The organism is Bradyrhizobium liaoningense (assembly GCF_018130955.1).
Taxonomy (GTDB): domain Bacteria; phylum Pseudomonadota; class Alphaproteobacteria; order Rhizobiales; family Xanthobacteraceae; genus Bradyrhizobium; species Bradyrhizobium liaoningense_C.
This window is the reverse complement of the sequence record NZ_JAFCJM010000017.1, coordinates 107,747-124,538: the sequence shown is the minus strand read 5'-3', so window position 1 is coordinate 124,538 and position 16,792 is coordinate 107,747. Positions and strand designations below refer to the sequence as shown.

Below are 16,792 nucleotides of genomic sequence, written 5' to 3'. Positions count from 1 at the left end.
TGCGACCTTACAGACCGGTGGTGACGTCGATGCGGTGGCCCTCTTCGAGGGTCACGATCGCGCGCTTGGTGTTCGACTGCGAGCCGAGATTGCCGCGGAAGACCTTGGTCTTGCCCTTGCGGACCAGCGTGTTGACGCTCTTGACCTTGACGTCGAACAGCTTCTCGATCGCTTCCTTGATCTGCGGCTTGGTCGCCTTGGCGGCCACCTTGAACAGGACCTTGTTGTGCTCGGAGGCGATGGTCGCCTTTTCGGTCACGACCGGCGCAACGATCACGTCGTAGTGGCGAGGCTCGATGTTCTTCGTCATTTGAAGCGCGCCTCCAGCGCATCGATGGCGGCCTTGGTCAGAACGAGCTTCTGACGGCGCAGGATGTCATAGACGTTGATGCCCTGGATCGGCAGCACGTCCATGTTCGGGATGTTGCGGGCGGCCGCGGCAAAACCGTTGTTGAGCTCGGCGCCGTCGATGATCAGCGCGTTGGTCAAGCCCAGCCCTGCGAAGTGGCCGAGCAGCGCCTTGGTCTTGGCGGCTTCCAGCGCGGCCTTCTCGATCACCACGAGATCGCCGTCTTTGGCCTTGGCCGACAGCGCATGCTTCAGGGCGAGCGCGCGGACCTTCTTCGGCAGGTCGGAGGCATGCGAGCGCACCACCGGGCCGAAGGCACGGCCACCGCCGCGGAACTGCGGCACGCGGGCCGAGCCGTGACGAGCACCGCCGGTGCCCTTCTGCTTGTACATCTTCTTGCCGGTGCGCCAGATCTCGGCGCGGCCCTTGGCCTTGTGGGTGCCGGCCTGACGCTTGTCGAGCTGCCACTTCACGCAGCGCGCGATGATGTCCTCGCGCGGCTCCAAGCCGAAAATGGCGTCGGACAGCTGGACGGAGCCGGCTTCCTTGCCCTCGAGGGTCGTGACTTTCAATTCCATCTCACGCCTCCTGCGCGGCCGGTGCGGCGTCCGCTTCGCCGGCAACCTTGAACTTGCCGGGCTTCGGTGCTTCCTTCGGCAGCGGCTTCTTGACGGCGTCGCGCACGCGGATCCAGCCGCCTTTGGAGCCGGGAACGGCGCCTTCGACGAGGATCAGGCCACGCTCGACATCGGTCTGGACGACGCGAAGGTTGAGCGTGGTGATGCGATCGACACCCATGTGGCCGGGCATCTTCTTGTTCTTCCAGGTCTTGCCGGGGTCCTGACGGCCGCCGGTCGAACCGATCGAGCGGTGCGAGATCGACACACCGTGCGTGGCGCGCAGACCGCCGAAGTTCCAGCGCTTCATGCCGCCGGCAAAACCCTTACCGACCGAGGTGCCGGTGACGTCGACGAACTGGCCGACGACGAAGTGATCGGCCTGGATTTCGGCGCCGACCGGGATCATCTGATCGGCGGAGACGCGGAATTCCTCGACCTGCCGCTTCGGCTCGACCTTGGCGACCGCGAACTGGCCGCGCTCCGCCTTGGGCAGATACACGGTCTTGCGGGTGCCGGCGCCGAGCTGAAGCGCGACATAGCCGTTCTTCTCTTCGGTGCGGTGGCCTACGACCTGGCAATTGCCGAGCTTCAGCACGGTCACGGGAATATGTTCGCCGGCCTCTGTGAAGACCCGCGTCATCCCGACCTTTTGTGCGATCACTCCGGAGCGCATCGGCTTGCTTCCTGTTCTTTCTGTCCTTGCGGACTAACCAATTTTCTTCGTGAGCATGACCCGATCCGAAAACCGGTGCCCACTTCTCGGGGTCATGCTCAGAGCTTGATCTCGACGTCGACACCGGCGGCCAGGTCGAGCTTCATCAAAGCATCGACGGTCTGCGGGGTCGGATCGACGATGTCGAGCAAGCGCTTGTGGGTGCGCATCTCGAACTGTTCGCGGCTCTTCTTGTCGACGTGGGGCGAACGGTTGACGGTGAACTTCTCGATGCGGGTCGGCAGCGGAATGGGTCCGCGAACCTGAGCGCCCGTGCGCTTCGCCGTGTTCACGATCTCGCGCGTCGACGTATCGAGGATACGATGGTCGAACGCCTTGAGACGGATGCGAATGTTTTGGCCGTTCATTGCCGTGCTTTCTTCTCAGGTGAGTGGCGAGTAGCGAGTAGCGAATAGATTTCCCTATTCGCCACCCGCCATTCCCTATTCGCGTAATTACTCGATGATCGAGGCGACGACGCCGGCGCCGACGGTGCGACCGCCTTCGCGGATCGCGAAGCGGAGCTTCTCTTCCATCGCGATCGGCACGATCAGGTGCACTTCCATCGCGATGTTGTCGCCCGGCATCACCATCTCGGTGCCTTCCGGCAGGTGCACGACACCGGTCACGTCGGTGGTGCGGAAGTAGAACTGCGGACGGTAGTTGGTGAAGAACGGGGTGTGGCGACCGCCCTCTTCCTTGGTGAGGATGTAAGCCTCAGCCTTGAACTTGGTGTGCGGCTTGACCGAACCCGGCTTGCAGAGCACCTGGCCGCGCTCGACTTCCTCGCGCTTGGTGCCGCGGAGCAGCGCACCGATGTTGTCGCCGGCCTGGCCCTGATCGAGCAGCTTGCGGAACATTTCGACGCCGGTGACGGTGGTCTTCTGGGTCGCACGCAGACCGACGATCTCGATTTCCTCGCCGACCTTGACGATGCCGCGCTCGACACGGCCGGTCACCACGGTGCCGCGGCCCGAGATCGAGAACACGTCTTCAACCGGCATCAGGAACGGCTGGTCGATCGGACGCTCCGGCTGCGGGATGTACTCGTCGACGTTCTTCATCAGCTCGAGGATGGCGTCGTGACCGAGCTTCTTATCGGAGTCTTCGAGGGCGGCGAGCGCCGAACCCTTGATGATCGGAATCTTGTCGCCCGGGAATTCGTACTTCGAGAGCAGCTCGCGGACTTCGAGCTCGACGAGCTCGAGCAGCTCCGGATCGTCGACCATGTCGCACTTGTTGAGGAACACGACGAGCGCGGGCACGCCGACCTGGCGGGCGAGCAGGATGTGCTCGCGGGTCTGCGGCATCGGGCCGTCAGCGGCCGACACGACCAGGATCGCGCCGTCCATCTGGGCAGCGCCGGTGATCATGTTCTTGACGTAGTCGGCGTGGCCGGGGCAGTCGACGTGAGCGTAGTGGCGGTTCGGCGTCTCGTACTCGACGTGCGCGGTCGAGATCGTGATGCCGCGCGCCTTCTCTTCCGGCGCCTTGTCGATCTGGTCGTACGCCGTGAACGTCGCACCGCCGGCTTCGGCGAGAACCTTGGTGATCGCCGCAGTCAGCGACGTCTTGCCATGGTCGACGTGACCGATGGTGCCGATGTTGCAGTGCGGCTTGTTACGTTCAAACTTTGCTTTGGCCATTTGACTCTCCGTTCAATCGTCAGCTTCGGACCGACGACAATCAGGCAAACTTCTTCTGGACTTCTGCCGACACGTTCGCCGGCGCTTCTGCGTAGTGATCGAACTGCATGGTGAAGGTTGCGCGACCCTGGCTCATCGAGCGCAGGTTATTCACGTAACCGAACATGTTCATGAGCGGCACCATCGCGTTGATGACGTTGGCGTTGCCGCGCATGTCTTGACCCTGGATCTGACCGCGCCGGGAATTCAGGTCGCCGATGACCGAGCCGGTGTAGTCTTCCGGGGTCACCACCTCGACCTTCATGATCGGCTCGAGCAGGACGGACTTGCCCTTCTGCAAGGCCTCGCGGAATGCGGCGCGCGAAGCGATTTCGAAGGCGAGCGCCGACGAGTCGACGTCGTGATACTTGCCGTCGACCAGCTGGACTTTGACGTCGACCACTGGGAAGCCCGCGACCACGCCAGAGCTCATCACGCTGTTGAGGCCCTTTTCGACGCCGGGGATGTATTCCTTCGGCACCGCGCCGCCGACGATCTTGGACTCGAACTCATAGCCCTTGCCCGGCTCGTTCGGCTCGACCACGATCGACACTTCAGCGAACTGACCGGTACCGCCAGTCTGCTTCTTGTGGGTGTACTTGACCTCGGCCTTCTTGGTGACGCGCTCACGGAACGCAACCTGCGGCGCGCCGATGTTGGCATCGACCTTGTAGGTCCGCTTGAGGATGTCGACCTTGATGTCGAGATGGAGTTCGCCCATGCCCTTGAGGATGGTCTGGCCGGACTCCTGATCGGTCGACACGCGGAAGGACGGATCCTCCGCGGCGAGCTTCGCCAGCGCCACGCCCAGCTTCTCCTGGTCGGCCTTCGACTTCGGCTCGATCGCGATCTCGATGACCGGCTCGGGGAATTCCATCTTTTCCAGGATCACCTGCTTGTCGGGATCGCACAGCGTGTCACCGGTGCGCGCTTCCTTCAGGCCGGCCAGCGCGACGATGTCGCCGGCATAGGCTTCCTTGATGTCTTCGCGGTTATTCGCATGCATCAGCAGCATGCGCCCGATCCGCTCTTTCTTCTCGCGGGTCGAGTTCACGACGCCGGTGCCGCTCTGGAGGACACCCGAGTAGATGCGGCAGAAGGTGATGGTGCCGACGAACGGGTCGTCCATGATCTTGAACGCGAGCAGCGCGAGCGGCTCCTTGTCGTCCGCCTTGCGCACAACTTCGTTGCCGCGGTCGTCGGTGCCCTTGATTGCGGGCACGTCGATCGGCGACGGCAGATAGTCGACGACGGCGTCGAGCAGCGGCTGCACGCCCTTGTTCTTGAAGGCCGAACCGCACAGCACCGGATAGAACGCGCCAGTCAGCACCGCCTTGCGGATCAGCCGCTTCAGCGTCGCCTCATCCGGCTCCTTGCCGTCGAGAAATGCGGCCAGCACGTCGTCGTCGAGTTCGACGGCGGCTTCCACCATCTTCTCGCGGTATTCCTTGGCCTGATCGACGAGATCTTCCGGGATGTCGACATAGTCGAACTTCGCGCCGAGCGATTCATCGTTCCAGATGATGCCCTTCATCTTCACGAGGTCGACGAGACCCTTGAAGTTGTTCTCGGCACCGATCGGAAGCTGGATCGCGATCGGCTTGGCGCCGAGGCGGTCAACGATGTCGGACAGGCACTTGAAGAAGTCGGCGCCGGTCTTGTCCATCTTGTTGGCGAAGACGATGCGGGGAACCTTGTACTTGTCGCCCTGGCGCCAGACGGTCTCGGTCTGCGGCTCGACGCCCTGGTTGCTATCGAGCACGCACACGGCGCCGTCGAGCACGCGCAGCGAACGCTCGACTTCAATGGTGAAGTCGACGTGGCCAGGGGTGTCGATGATGTTCAGACGCTTGCCATTCCAGAACGCCGTGGTCGCGGCGGACGTGATGGTGATACCGCGCTCCTGCTCCTGCTCCATCCAGTCCATCGTCGCGGCACCTTCGTGCACTTCGCCGATCTTGTGGCTCTTGCCGGTGTAATAGAGGATGCGCTCGGTGGTCGTGGTCTTGCCGGCATCGATGTGCGCCATGATACCGAAGTTGCGGTAATTCTCTATGGCATGAACGCGGGGCATAGGCTGTTCCTTAGATTCCGTGTGTCGCCGTTACCAGCGATAGTGCGAGAAGGCACGGTTGGCTTCGGCCATCCGGTGCACGTCTTCGCGCTTCTTGACGGCGTTCCCGCGGTTGTTCGACGCGTCCAGAAGCTCCGCCGAGAGCCGCTCCGTCATCGTCTTCTCATTGCGCTCGCGCGCGGCCGAAATCAGCCAGCGGATCCCGAGCGCCTGCCGGCGCACCGAGCGAACCTCGACCGGGACCTGATAGGTCGCACCGCCGACGCGGCGGGAGCGCACTTCGATCGTGGGCATGACGTTCTCGAGCGCCTGCTCGAACACGCCGAGCGGGTTCTGCTTGGTCTTGGTTTCGATGATGCCGAGCGCACCGTAGACGATGCTTTCGGCGACCGACTTCTTGCCGGCGTACATCACCGAGTTCATGAACTTCGTGATGACGATGTTCCCGAACTTCGGATCGGGCAGAACTTCACGCTTTTCGGCAGAATGGCGACGAGACATGGAAGAGGTTCCCGCTTACTTCGGACGCTTGGCGCCGTACTTCGAACGACGCTGCTTACGGTTCTTGACGCCCTGGGTATCCAGCACGCCGCGGAGGATGTGGTAGCGCACGCCGGGCAAGTCCTTGACGCGACCGCCGCGGATCATGACCACCGAGTGCTCCTGGAGGTTATGGCCCTCGCCGGGGATGTAGCCGATGACCTCGAAGCCGTTGGTCAGGCGCACCTTGGCGACCTTACGAAGCGCCGAGTTCGGCTTCTTCGGCGTGGTGGTGTAGACGCGCGTGCACACGCCGCGCTTCTGCGGCGACTGCTGCAGCGCCGGCACCTTCTTGCGCGACTTCTGCACTTCACGCGGTTGTGCGATCAGCTGGTTGATCGTCGGCATCCTGGCCTTCACCCTTTTTCTGCCGCGGTCCCTTGCGGGTCCGCTTTCTTGCCGCGAACCGTTACCGGGTCCGCAAATTCTTCTCCGGACAACCCGTCCGAGGGGCCGATCTACGCGAAACGACCGCGCAAAGCGAAATTGCGCCATCCGCTCAATCGCTGAGCAGAAAGCGCTTCGACGCCACAGAGGACCGCAGTCTTCAGGCCGTTCGGCGGTTAAGCCGGCGGCCGCGTACCGAGGTCATGCATCCGAGTTCGATCTCAAGAGGACGTGCTCAAGAGAACTAGTATCGTCCTGGCATTGCCTAGCTATCATCGACAGCGTTTGAGCGGCATTCGTCGAGGTTGGTGCCCGCGAAGCGGTCCTAAGGGACCTAACGGGTGCTCCGTTCCGACGTTGGCGATGCTCACCGCCTGTCGTTAAGTGAGGCGCTTTCTATAAGTGAGAATCGGTCAAGTCAAGGCGAAACCACAGCGCCAAAGCGCTTATCGCGCTTGTAGAATTCGCTTGTTTGGTGCCCTCACCGCGCCTCCCGGATATGGGGGCCGCTCCCCTGTTCCGCCAGCCCGAACCAATTTATATCCGGGTAAAATATACTTTTATAACCGGCGCTAAGGCTTTTTTTCCTGTTCGTGCGCACAGATGGCGTTTCGGCGGAGAAAATACCCCATGCGGTATACCGACATTGCGATCATCGGCGGGGGCCTGGCCGGCTCGACCGCCGCGGCGATGCTCGGCCGCGCCGGTATTTCGGCCGTGCTGATCGACCCTCACCGCGACTATCCGCCGGATTTTCGAGTCGAGAAAATCTCTGGCGACACCCAGGTCGAGCTGTTCCGGCGCACCGGATTCGCCGAATCGGTACTCCGGCAGACGACCTTCGGCGGCGAGAACTGGATTGCGCGCTTCGGCCGCCTGCTCGACAAGTCACCGAGCCACCAGTTCGGCTTCCACTATCATTCCTTCGTCAACGCGATCCGCGCTGAGATTCCAGGATCTGTCCAGACGATCTGCGCCAAGGCTCTGTCGGTGTCGACCAGTGCAGATCGCCAGAAGATCACCCTCTCCAACGACGAGACCGTATCCGCGCGACTCGTCGTGCTCGCCAATGGACTGAATGTCGGCCTGCGCCACCAGCTCGGCCTCCAGCGCGACATCGTCAGCGCGGGACACTCGATCTCGGTCGGTTTCGACGTCACGCCGGTCGGGCGTCCCTCGTTCGATTTCCCGGCACTCACCTATTTCTCGGAGCGGCCGAGCGACCGCATCCCCTACCTCACCCTGTTTCCGATCGGCACGCGGATGCGCGCCAATTTATTCGTCTACCGCCCCGCCGACGATCCCTGGCTGCGCGAGCTGCGCCGGGCACCGGTGACGACACTGAACGCTGCGTTGCCGCGGCTGAAGCGCATCACCGGCGCCTTCGACGTCTCTGGTGACGTCAAGATCCGCCCCGTCGATCTCTACGTGCACGGCGCGGTGCGCCAGGCCGGTCTCGTGCTGGTCGGCGATGCCTTCGCGACCTCCTGCCCCGTCGCCGGCACCGGCACCGACAAGGTGTTCACCGACGTCGAACGGCTCTGCAACGTGCACATCCCGGCCTGGCTTGCGACCGACGGCATGGATGCGGGCAAGATCAGCACCTTCTACGACGATCCGGTCAAGCGCGACTGCGACGCCTGGGCCGCGGCAAAGGCCTTCGATTTCCGCGAGGTCTCGACGTCGACGAGCCCCTATTGGGCAGCCCAGCGCTGGGCGCGCTTCACGGCCTGGTCCGCCCAGGGCCTGCTACGGCGCCTTGGAAGGCAGTTTCGCCTGGAGCCGAATTTCCTCGGTCACTCCTCGTCGTCGTCCTCGTCGTCATCGTCATCGCTGTCGTCGTCGTCGACCTGACGCGCGCCGCCATGCGGCTGGTGGATCTGGTCATCCCACAGCTTGCGATAGACGCCGTTCTTGGCGAGCAGCTCGGCATGCGAGCCGCGCTCGATGGCGCGGCCGCCTGAAATCACGATGATCTCGTCCATCTCAACCACCGACGTCAGGCGGTGCGTCGACCAGATCATGGTGCGGCCCTTGGCGACCTTGAGCAGCGTGCGGTTGATCGCCGCTTCCGTGGTCTGGTCCAGCGCCGAGGTCGCCTCGTCCAGGAGCAGCACCGACGGGTTGCGGATGATCGCACGCGCAATCGCGATGCGCTGGCGCTGACCACCCGACAGGGTGTCGCCGCGCTCGCCGACCGGCGTGTCGTATTTCTGCGGCAGGCTCATGATGTAGCGGTGGATCTCCGCCTTCTTGGCCGCCTCTTCCACTTCCGCGTCGGTGGCGCCCTCCTTGCCGAGGCGAATGTTCTCGCGGATCGACATGTTGAACAGCATGTTCTCCTGGAACACGACCGCCATGCTCTGCCGTAGCGACCCCAGCGTGACCTTTCGGATATCGACGCCGTCGATCGTGACGCGGCCCTCGTCCGGCACGTAGAGCCGCAGGATCAGGTTGAGCAGCGTGCTCTTGCCGGAACCACTCGGGCCGACGATCGCGATGCTCCTGCCGACATTGAGCTTGAGGCTGAGATTGTCCAGCACCGGCGTCTGGCTGCCTTCATACTGGAAGGTGACGCGGTCGAAGGTGATGTCATTGGTGATGCGCGGAAGGTCCGGCGCACCGGCGCGGTCGGCGCCACGCGTCGGCTCGTCCAGGAGGTCCTGGATGTGGCGCACGGCGGCGGCCGAGGAGATCGACACCGGGATGAAGTGCATCACATGGGCGATGTTGTAGGAGACCTCCCAGAACGCGCTCTCGAAGGTGACGAAGGTACCGATGGTGATCTGGCCCTTGGTCGCCAGATACGCGCCGATCGCCAGCACCACGAGGTGCAACAGCAGCACCGAGATCGTGACCGTCCGCTCCACCATCGTGGACAGGAAGGCGGCTGACGCAATCCTGTTGCGGGTCTCGTTGTTGCGGAAGGTGAAGAAGCCGAACATCTTGCGCTGCAGGCTGAACGCCTTGATCACCGCCTGCGCGCCGACATTTTCCTGCACCATGCCGAGCAGCGAGGCCTCGTTGATCTTCTGCTCGTAGTTGGCCTGCACCGCCTTCGGGGTGAGGATGCGCGGGCCGATCAGGGTGATCGGGAACACCAGCAGCGCCACCGCGGCGAGCTGCCAGTTCAGGAACACCATCAGGATGATGCCGGCGATCAGTTCCAGGAACGGCAGCGCGGCGCTGTTGGCAAAGGTCTTGATCGAGCCTTCGACGGCGGAGAGATCGACCGAGAAGCGCGACAATATCTCGCCGCGCTTGGTGCGCCCGAAATAGGACGCCGGCAGGTCCTGGACGTGCTCGAACAAGCGCCTGCGGATATCGGAGATGATGCAGGCGGCGAGCCGCGCATCCCAGCGCTCGTACCAGACCGCGACGATCGAGGTGAAGATGCCGGCCACCGCCAGCACGCCGAGGATCTTGTAGAGCGCCTGGAAGTCTTCCTCTCCGAGCGCGTCGTCGATCAGGAATTTCAGGCTGAGCGGCATGATGACGTTGAACAGCGTCTCGATCATGACGCCGAACGACACGAAGGCCAGCATGCGCTTGTAGCTGCCGAGATAGGGCTTGACGAAGCTCAGGATGGTCGAGAGCGCGCCGGCGGCTTCGCGGGCGGTAAAGACGACGAGATCCTCGTCCTCATCGTCATCGTCGAGCCCGGCAAGCTCGTCCTCATCCTCCTCGTCGTCGCCTTCGTCGTCCTCAACCGCGGCCTGCTTGCCGGCGGCGAGCTTGTCCTCGAGCTCGGCCGCCGCGTCCGCGAGAGCGAGCTTCTGTGTATCCGACGAGGAAGACCTAGGCGCCATGAAACCAACCGATGCTGACGGCCGGCATGACCGCAGAGAAACCGAGGGAATAGCGGAAACCGCTATGACACCGATTCTATGCGATCAAAATGAATTCGGCAAAACAATTGGCAAATGCCCGTTCTTTCCGAAACTGCGCCTAGTCCTCGTCCTCAACCTTGTCGAAGAACGAGTAACGCAGACTGTCGGCGTCGGCGTACCACTGGCCCGGGCCCTTGTTGGCGGACAGCGTCGCCGCCCACAGCGCATCCGTGCAGTCGTTGCGGTGCATCGACAAGTCGAACCCGTTGCCGAAGAACAGCTCCGACCACTCCCACCAGGTGCCGAGCTTCCTGACGCCGCGCAACAGATCGTAGCGGTCGATCAGGGCGGGCGCCATGTCCGAGGTCACCGAGCCGAACACCAGGCCGGTCTTGACCACGCGGTTGAGCTCGCGAATGGCGCGCGGCACCTGCTTCTCGGAGACGTGGCAGAGGCTGGTCTCGAACACGAAATCGAAGGCGCAGTCCTTGAACGGCATGTCCACGATCGAGCCGAGCTTGTTGTACTTCTGCAGCGCCTTCGGCGTCTTGGCATGGATGGCGCGGTTGTTCTCGATGCCGAAGGCGTCGATGCCGCGCTCGCGCAGCGCGCCGACCAATTCACCGCTGGCGGAACCGGCAACCAGGAGCTTCGTGCCCTTCGCCCTGCCCCAGACGATGTCGATCAGCTTGGTGAGATAGTCGGGATCGGTGAACTGCCGCCACGCCTCGCCATAGGGACCGACGCCGCGATAGTTCTCGAAATAATCGCGGTCGATCTTGTCCGACAGCGGCTTCTCGTCCTGGCTCTTCGCGCGGCGCAGACGCATCATCTCGGTCAGGATGATGTCGGTCGCCGCGTCCGAGGAGTCCAGCAGACCGTTCAGCGTGGAGTCGAACAGATAGTCACCGACCAGCACGATGCCGGGGTGCTCCTTCGGCTCCGGCCGGTGGTTGGTCATGACGTCGCGCACGGGCAAGCCGCCGGGGATCGCATTCACCGAGGACAGCCAGCGGTGGATCTTGCCTTCCATGAAATGCGCACGGGCATCGCCCAGCGAGGCCGGCAGCGATTTCAGCGCGGCGTCGATCAGCTCCTGGTCCGACAGGTTGGCAAAGGCCAGCGCATCGGAGCCGGGAATGAGCCAGTTCAGCACGCCGTGCTTGCCGACGTCGTGGCGCGCGCCCTCGTTGTAGACGCAGCAGCCGCCAAAGGCCTCCGACATGAACCAGGCGCCGGGAATCCTGTCGCTCCAGAACGGCTCGTCGAACAGGATCGAGACCCGCAGATAATGCGCCGGCCGGTCGAAATAAGCGACGTGCTTGACCATCGACTTGCGAAGCTGCTCGCCTTCCCAGCCCATCGTGTGCAGCCAGGAGTGCGGCAGGCAGACCAGCACGAGGTCGAAGTCGCGCGTCTCCGGTCCCTTGCCGTTCATCATCTTGAGCTGGTAGCGGCCGGTCGCCGCCTTGCCGACGGCGAGCACGCGATGATTGAGCTGGATGTCCGCGTTGACCTCGGACTGCAGGCACTCGATCAACTGCTCGTTGCCGTTCTGGATGGAATAGAGGCCGATATAGCCGTCGATATCCATCAGATAGTTCTTCAGCGCGTTGAGCCCGTTGGTGTTGTGGCTCTCGGTCGCGATGTCGGAGCGCGCCATCACCTTGAAGAAGCGTTTTGCGGTCGCATCGTCGACTTCCTCGTCGAGCACCTGCTCCGCGGTCTTGTGCGCCCAGGGATGCTCGTTGTCGTGCGCGCCGACGCCCTCGTAATACTCGATCGGCGACATCAGCTCGGCGCAGCGCCGGCGGAAGGCCTCGATCGCGGCGGCAGTCTTGGCGCCGTACCTGCGGCGCATGCCCGGCACATCATTAAGCAGCTCGCCGCCGAACTGCACCTGCTCCGCATCCATCGGAATGGTCTGCAGTCCGAAGTGCTGGATCAGCTCGCGCAGCGGATCCGGACCCGTCATCGAGTAGTCATAGATCTCGGCAACGCCGGCCTCGTACATCGCGGGCGCGGAATCGAATTTGCGGGTGACGATCTTGCCGCCGAGACGATCGGACGCTTCGTAGATGGTGACGCGGCAGAGATCGCCGAGCTTACGCTTCAGATACCAGGCGCTCATCAGCCCGCCGGGGCCGCCGCCTACGATTGCGAGATCAAGCATGTGAGTTCCGTGGTCTCCGGCCGCCCCCCGTGTCGGGACCTCCGGTCTAAGCCACCCTAGCAAAAGCGCTTTTCACCCTGAAGGGAAGATGAACGAAAGGCGTCCCTGCACTGCAACAAGCAAAGAAAGCAGCAAAAAGGCCGGCGTGAGCCGGCCTTTTCATCGTCCTCAGTAATCGTACGGAGGAGCTATTATTCCGCGGGCGGCAGCGCCACCGGTTCCGCTTCCGGCGCCGGCGAGACGATGGAGGCCTGCTTCTCGCGCTCGTCGAGGATCAGCTTGTCGCGCTTCATGGCGACTTCGCGGATCTTGGCCATGGAGGCGCCGGTGCCCGCCGGGATCAACCGGCCGACGATGACGTTCTCCTTGAGGCCCTCGAGCGGATCGACCTTGCCGTTGACCGCCGCTTCCGTGAGGACGCGGGTGGTCTCCTGGAACGAGGCCGCCGAGAAGAAGGAGCGGGTCTGCAGGCTCGCCTTGGTGATGCCGAGCAGAACCGGCGTTCCCGTGGCGGGCTTCTTGCCCTCTTCCTTCGCCTTCTCGTTGAGCTGGTCGAACTCGATCTTGTCGACCTGCTCGCCGGAGATCATGTCGGTCTCGCCCTGGTCGGTGATTTCCACCTTCTGGAGCATCTGACGGACAATCACCTCGATGTGCTTGTCGTTGATGAGCACGCCCTGCAGCCGGTAGACCTCCTGGATCTCGTTGACCAGATAGGCCGCGAGTTCCTCGATGCCCTTGATCGCCAGGATGTCGTGCGGCGCCGGGTTGCCTTCCACAATGAAGTCGCCCTTTTCGACGACGTCGCCGTCCTGAAGGTGGATGTGCTTGCCCTTCGGGATCAGGTACTCGCGGGTCTCCTCGGTCTTGTCCATCGGCTCGATCGAGATGCGGCGCTTGTTCTTGTAGTCGCGGCCGAACCGGATGGTGCCCGCGATTTCCGCGATGATCGCCGCGTCCTTCGGACGCCGTGCCTCGAACAGTTCCGCCACGCGCGGCAGACCGCCCGTGATGTCACGCGTCTTGGCGCTCTCGGTCGAGATACGGGCGAGGATGTCGCCCGGCTGGACCTTCGAGCCGGTGTCGACCGAAAGGATCGCGTCGACCGACAGCATGTAGCGGGCATCGCCGCCACGCGCGAGCTTGAGGACCTTGCCGTCCTTGCCCTTGACAACGATGGCCGGACGCAGGTCCGCACCGCCGCGGGTCGAGCGCCAGTCGATGACCACGCGCTTGGCGATACCGGTGGACTCGTCGAGCGTTTCCGAGATCGACTGCCCCTCGACCAGATCCTCGAAGCCGATGGTGCCTTCCACCTCGGTGAGGAGCGGACGGGTGTAGGGATCCCACTCCGCGATGCGCTGGCCGCGCTTGACCATGTCGCCTTCGTCGATATGCAGGCGCGAACCGTACTGGATGCGGTGCGTCGCACGCTCGGTGCCGTCGCCGTCGACGATCGCCACCACCATGTTGCGCACCATTGCGATCAGGTGACCTTCGCTGTTGCGGGCGATGGCCTTGTTCCTGATCACGATCTTGCCGTCGAAATTGGATTCGACGAACGATTGCTCGTTGAGCTGCGCCGCACCGCCGATGTGGAAGGTGCGCATGGTGAGCTGAGTGCCCGGCTCGCCGATCGACTGCGCCGCGATGACGCCGACCGCTTCGCCGTGGTTGACCGGCGTGCCGCGGGCGAGGTCGCGGCCGTAGCACTTGCCACAGATGCCGTTGACGAGCTCGCAGGTCAGCGCCGAGCGGATCTTCACCTCCTGGACGCCGGCCTGCTGGATGGCGTCCACGTGGATCTCTTCCATCAAGGTCCCGCGCTTGACGATCACCTTGCCCGAGCCGTCCTTGACGTCCTCGCCGGCCGTGCGGCCGAGGATGCGCGAGCCGAGCGAGGCGACCACGGTGCCGGCATCGACGATGGCGCGCATCTTGATGCCGAGCTTGGTGCCGCAGTCGTCCTGCGTGATGATGCAGTCCTGCGCCACGTCGACCAGACGCCGCGTCAGGTAGCCGGAGTTCGCGGTCTTCAACGCGGTGTCCGCGAGGCCCTTGCGGGCGCCGTGGGTCGAGTTGAAGTACTCGAGCACCGAAAGGCCTTCCTTGAAGTTCGAGATGATCGGCGTCTCGATGATCTCGCCCGACGGCTTGGCCATCAGGCCGCGCATGCCGGCGAGCTGACGCATCTGCGCCGGCGAACCGCGCGCACCGGAATGCGCCATCATGTAGATCGAGTTGATGTCGGCATCCGCCCCGCTCGCCGTCTTCTTGGTCGAGGAGATCTCCTTCATCATCGCCTTGGCGATTTCTTCCGTGGCCTTCGACCAGGCGTCGACGACCTTGTTGTACTTCTCGCCGTGGGTGATCAGACCGTCATTGTACTGCTGCTCGAAATCCTTCGCCAGCGTACGGGTGGTGTCGACGATCTTCCACTTGCCGTGCGGCACGACCATGTCGTCCTTGCCGAACGAGATGCCGGCCTTGAACGCGTTGTAGAAGCCGAGCGCCATGATGCGGTCGCAGAAGATCACCGTCTCCTTCTGACCGCAGTGACGGTAGACCTGGTCGATGACGCCGGAGATCTCGCGCTTGGTCATCAGCTTGTTGATGATGTCGTACGAGATCTTCGCATGCTTCGGCAGCACGTTGCCGAGCATGATGCGGCCGGGCGTGGTCTCGATCCAGCGGCGCGCGGGCTTGCCGTCCTCGCCGATGCCTTCCCACCGGTACTTGATCTTGGTGTGGAGGTGGATGACCTTCGAGTGCAGCGCATGCTCGAGCTCGGCCATCTCGCCGAACACCTTGCCCTCGCCGGGCATGCCTTCGCGCAGGATCGAGAGGTAGTAGAGACCGAGCACGATGTCCTGCGACGGCACGATGATCGGCTGGCCGTTCGCCGGATGCAGGATGTTGTTGGTCGACATCATCAGGACGCGCGCTTCCAGCTGCGCTTCGAGCGACAGCGGAACGTGCACGGCCATCTGGTCGCCGTCGAAGTCGGCGTTGAACGCGGCGCAGACCAGCGGGTGGAGCTGGATCGCCTTGCCCTCGATCAACACCGGCTCGAACGCCTGGATGCCGAGGCGATGCAGCGTCGGCGCGCGGTTCAAGAGCACCGGATGCTCGCGGATCACCTCGTCCAGGATGTCCCAGACCTCGGGCCGCTCCTTCTCGACGAGCTTCTTGGCCTGCTTAACCGTGGTGGACAGGCCCTTGGCGTCAAGCCGCGAATAGATGAACGGCTTGAACAGCTCGAGCGCCATCTTCTTCGGCAGGCCGCACTGGTGCAGGCGCAGTTCCGGACCGACCACGATCACCGAACGGCCGGAATAGTCGACGCGCTTGCCGAGCAGGTTCTGACGGAAGCGGCCCTGCTTGCCCTTCAGCATGTCGGCGAGCGACTTCAGCGGACGCTTGTTGGCACCGGTGATGACGCGACCGCGGCGGCCGTTGTCGAACAGCGCATCGACCGCTTCCTGAAGCATGCGCTTCTCGTTGCGGATGATGATGTCGGGCGCGCGCAGCTCCATCAGCCGCTTCAGGCGGTTGTTGCGGTTGATGACGCGGCGGTAGAGGTCGTTGAGGTCGGAGGTCGCGAAGCGGCCGCCGTCGAGCGGCACCAGCGGACGCAGATCCGGCGGGATCACCGGAACGACGGTCAGGATCATCCATTCCGGCTTGTTGCCGGAGTGGCGGAACGCCTCGACGATCTTGAGACGCTTGGCGAGCTTCTTGTGCTTGATGTCGGAGTCGGTGTCGGCCATCTCCGCGCGCAGGGTCACCTCGAGCTTCTCGAGGTCCATGCCCTTGAGCAGCTCGCGGATCGCCTCGGCGCCGATCATGGCGGTAAACGAATCCTGGCCGTACTCGTCCTGTGCCTTCAGATACTCGTCTTCCGACAGCAGCTGACGGTCCTTCAGCGCGGTGAGGCCCGGCTCGAGCACGACGTAGTATTCGAAGTACAGGATCCGCTCGAGATCCTTCAGCGTCATGTCGAGCAAGAGGCCGATGCGCGAGGGCAGCGACTTCAGGAACCAGATGTGGGCGACGGGGGCTGCGAGCTCGATGTGGCCCATGCGCTCGCGCCGGACGCGCGACAGCGTGACCTCGACCGAGCACTTCTCGCAGATGATGCCCTTGTACTTCATGCGCTTGTACTTGCCGCACAAGCACTCGTAGTCCTTGATCGGCCCGAAGATGCGCGCGCAGAACAGGCCGTCGCGCTCGGGCTTGAAGGTGCGGTAGTTGATGGTCTCCGGCTTTTTGATCTCGCCGTAGGACCAGGACAGAATCTTCTCGGGGGACGCGATCGAGATCCGGATCTGGTCGAAGACCTGAGCCGGCGTCGTCGGGTTAAAAAGATTCATAATCTCTTGGTTCATCGTCTTCTCCTCGCGTGCCGGTCGAGGCCGGCAG

General features: G+C 63.3%; 12 protein-coding genes. 1 reads left to right on the top strand and 11 read right to left on the bottom strand.

What is annotated here, in order from left to right; all coding sequences use genetic code 11:
* Nucleotides 1–7: 7 nt before the first annotated feature.
* From JQ632_RS16975 to rpsL, 8 genes are all read right to left on the bottom strand, one after another.
* Complete coding sequence (locus JQ632_RS16975; RefSeq protein ID WP_140976513.1) at nucleotides 8–310, bottom strand: 50S ribosomal protein L23; 303 nt, start codon at nucleotides 308–310, stop codon at nucleotides 8–10.
* Nucleotides 307–927 carry a 50S ribosomal protein L4 gene (gene rplD / locus JQ632_RS16970; protein ID WP_212403715.1) on the bottom strand — a complete coding sequence of 207 codons (621 nt, stop codon included), beginning with the start codon at nucleotides 925–927 and terminating at the stop codon, nucleotides 307–309. Before rplD ends, JQ632_RS16975 begins: the two co-directional genes overlap by 4 nt.
* A gap of 1 nt (nucleotide 928) precedes the next feature.
* Complete coding sequence (gene rplC / locus JQ632_RS16965; RefSeq protein WP_212403714.1) at nucleotides 929–1,642, bottom strand: 50S ribosomal protein L3; 714 nt, start codon at nucleotides 1,640–1,642, stop codon at nucleotides 929–931.
* A 98-nt stretch (nucleotides 1,643–1,740) separates the two neighbouring features.
* A complete protein-coding gene (gene rpsJ, locus JQ632_RS16960) occupies nucleotides 1,741–2,049 on the bottom strand; it encodes a 30S ribosomal protein S10 (protein ID WP_002712302.1) in 309 nt (102 codons plus the stop codon).
* An 87-nt stretch (nucleotides 2,050–2,136) separates the two neighbouring features.
* Complete coding sequence (tuf, locus tag JQ632_RS16955; protein WP_140976510.1) at nucleotides 2,137–3,327, bottom strand: elongation factor Tu; 1,191 nt, start codon at nucleotides 3,325–3,327, stop codon at nucleotides 2,137–2,139.
* 40 nt (nucleotides 3,328–3,367) lie between these two features.
* On the bottom strand, nucleotides 3,368–5,440 hold the full coding sequence (fusA, locus tag JQ632_RS16950) for an elongation factor G (protein WP_212403713.1): 2,073 nt from the start codon (nucleotides 5,438–5,440) through the stop codon (nucleotides 3,368–3,370).
* Nucleotides 5,441–5,470: 30 nt separating this feature from the next.
* A complete protein-coding gene (rpsG, locus tag JQ632_RS16945) occupies nucleotides 5,471–5,941 on the bottom strand; it encodes a 30S ribosomal protein S7 (protein ID WP_212403712.1) in 471 nt (156 codons plus the stop codon).
* 15 nt (nucleotides 5,942–5,956) lie between these two features.
* The gene (rpsL, locus tag JQ632_RS16940) at nucleotides 5,957–6,328 is read right to left on the bottom strand and encodes a 30S ribosomal protein S12 (protein ID WP_007603006.1); all 372 of its coding nucleotides are present in this window, start codon (nucleotides 6,326–6,328) and stop codon (nucleotides 5,957–5,959) included.
* Nucleotides 6,329–6,997: 669 nt separating this feature from the next.
* On the opposite strand from rpsL, the gene JQ632_RS16935 reads away from it, so the two are divergent.
* On the top strand, nucleotides 6,998–8,221 hold the full coding sequence (locus JQ632_RS16935; protein ID WP_212403711.1) for an NAD(P)/FAD-dependent oxidoreductase: 1,224 nt from the start codon (nucleotides 6,998–7,000) through the stop codon (nucleotides 8,219–8,221).
* Here JQ632_RS16935 and JQ632_RS16930 read toward each other — a convergent pair.
* From JQ632_RS16930 to rpoC, 3 genes are all read right to left on the bottom strand, one after another.
* The gene (locus JQ632_RS16930) at nucleotides 8,164–10,176 is read right to left on the bottom strand and encodes an ABC transporter ATP-binding protein (RefSeq protein WP_212403710.1); all 2,013 of its coding nucleotides are present in this window, start codon (nucleotides 10,174–10,176) and stop codon (nucleotides 8,164–8,166) included. The genes JQ632_RS16935 and JQ632_RS16930 overlap by 58 nt on opposite strands.
* Nucleotides 10,177–10,315: 139 nt before the next feature.
* A complete protein-coding gene (locus tag JQ632_RS16925) occupies nucleotides 10,316–12,370 on the bottom strand; it encodes an FAD-dependent oxidoreductase (protein ID WP_212403709.1) in 2,055 nt (684 codons plus the stop codon).
* Between the two features lie 191 nt (nucleotides 12,371–12,561).
* The gene (gene rpoC / locus JQ632_RS16920) at nucleotides 12,562–16,758 is read right to left on the bottom strand and encodes a DNA-directed RNA polymerase subunit beta' (RefSeq protein ID WP_212403708.1); all 4,197 of its coding nucleotides are present in this window, start codon (nucleotides 16,756–16,758) and stop codon (nucleotides 12,562–12,564) included.
* Nucleotides 16,759–16,792: the final 34 nt, after the last annotated feature.

Coding starts and splice junctions, on each gene's coding strand:
- rpsL (WP_007603006.1), bottom strand. CDS start 6,328: ATGCCGACGATCAACCAGCTGATCGCACAACCGCGTGAAGTGCAGAAG.
- rplC (WP_212403714.1), bottom strand. CDS start 1,642: ATGCGCTCCGGAGTGATCGCACAAAAGGTCGGGATGACGCGGGTCTTC.
- rpsJ (WP_002712302.1), bottom strand. CDS start 2,049: ATGAACGGCCAAAACATTCGCATCCGTCTCAAGGCGTTCGACCATCGT.
- JQ632_RS16925 (WP_212403709.1), bottom strand. CDS start 12,370: ATGCTTGATCTCGCAATCGTAGGCGGCGGCCCCGGCGGGCTGATGAGC.
- rplD (WP_212403715.1), bottom strand. CDS start 927: ATGGAATTGAAAGTCACGACCCTCGAGGGCAAGGAAGCCGGCTCCGTC.
- JQ632_RS16975 (WP_140976513.1), bottom strand. CDS start 310: ATGACGAAGAACATCGAGCCTCGCCACTACGACGTGATCGTTGCGCCG.
- tuf (WP_140976510.1), bottom strand. CDS start 3,327: ATGGCCAAAGCAAAGTTTGAACGTAACAAGCCGCACTGCAACATCGGC.
- rpoC (WP_212403708.1), bottom strand. CDS start 16,758: ATGAACCAAGAGATTATGAATCTTTTTAACCCGACGACGCCGGCTCAG.
- fusA (WP_212403713.1), bottom strand. CDS start 5,440: ATGCCCCGCGTTCATGCCATAGAGAATTACCGCAACTTCGGTATCATG.
- JQ632_RS16935 (WP_212403711.1), top strand. CDS start 6,998: ATGCGGTATACCGACATTGCGATCATCGGCGGGGGCCTGGCCGGCTCG.
- JQ632_RS16930 (WP_212403710.1), bottom strand. CDS start 10,176: ATGGCGCCTAGGTCTTCCTCGTCGGATACACAGAAGCTCGCTCTCGCG.
- rpsG (WP_212403712.1), bottom strand. CDS start 5,941: ATGTCTCGTCGCCATTCTGCCGAAAAGCGTGAAGTTCTGCCCGATCCG.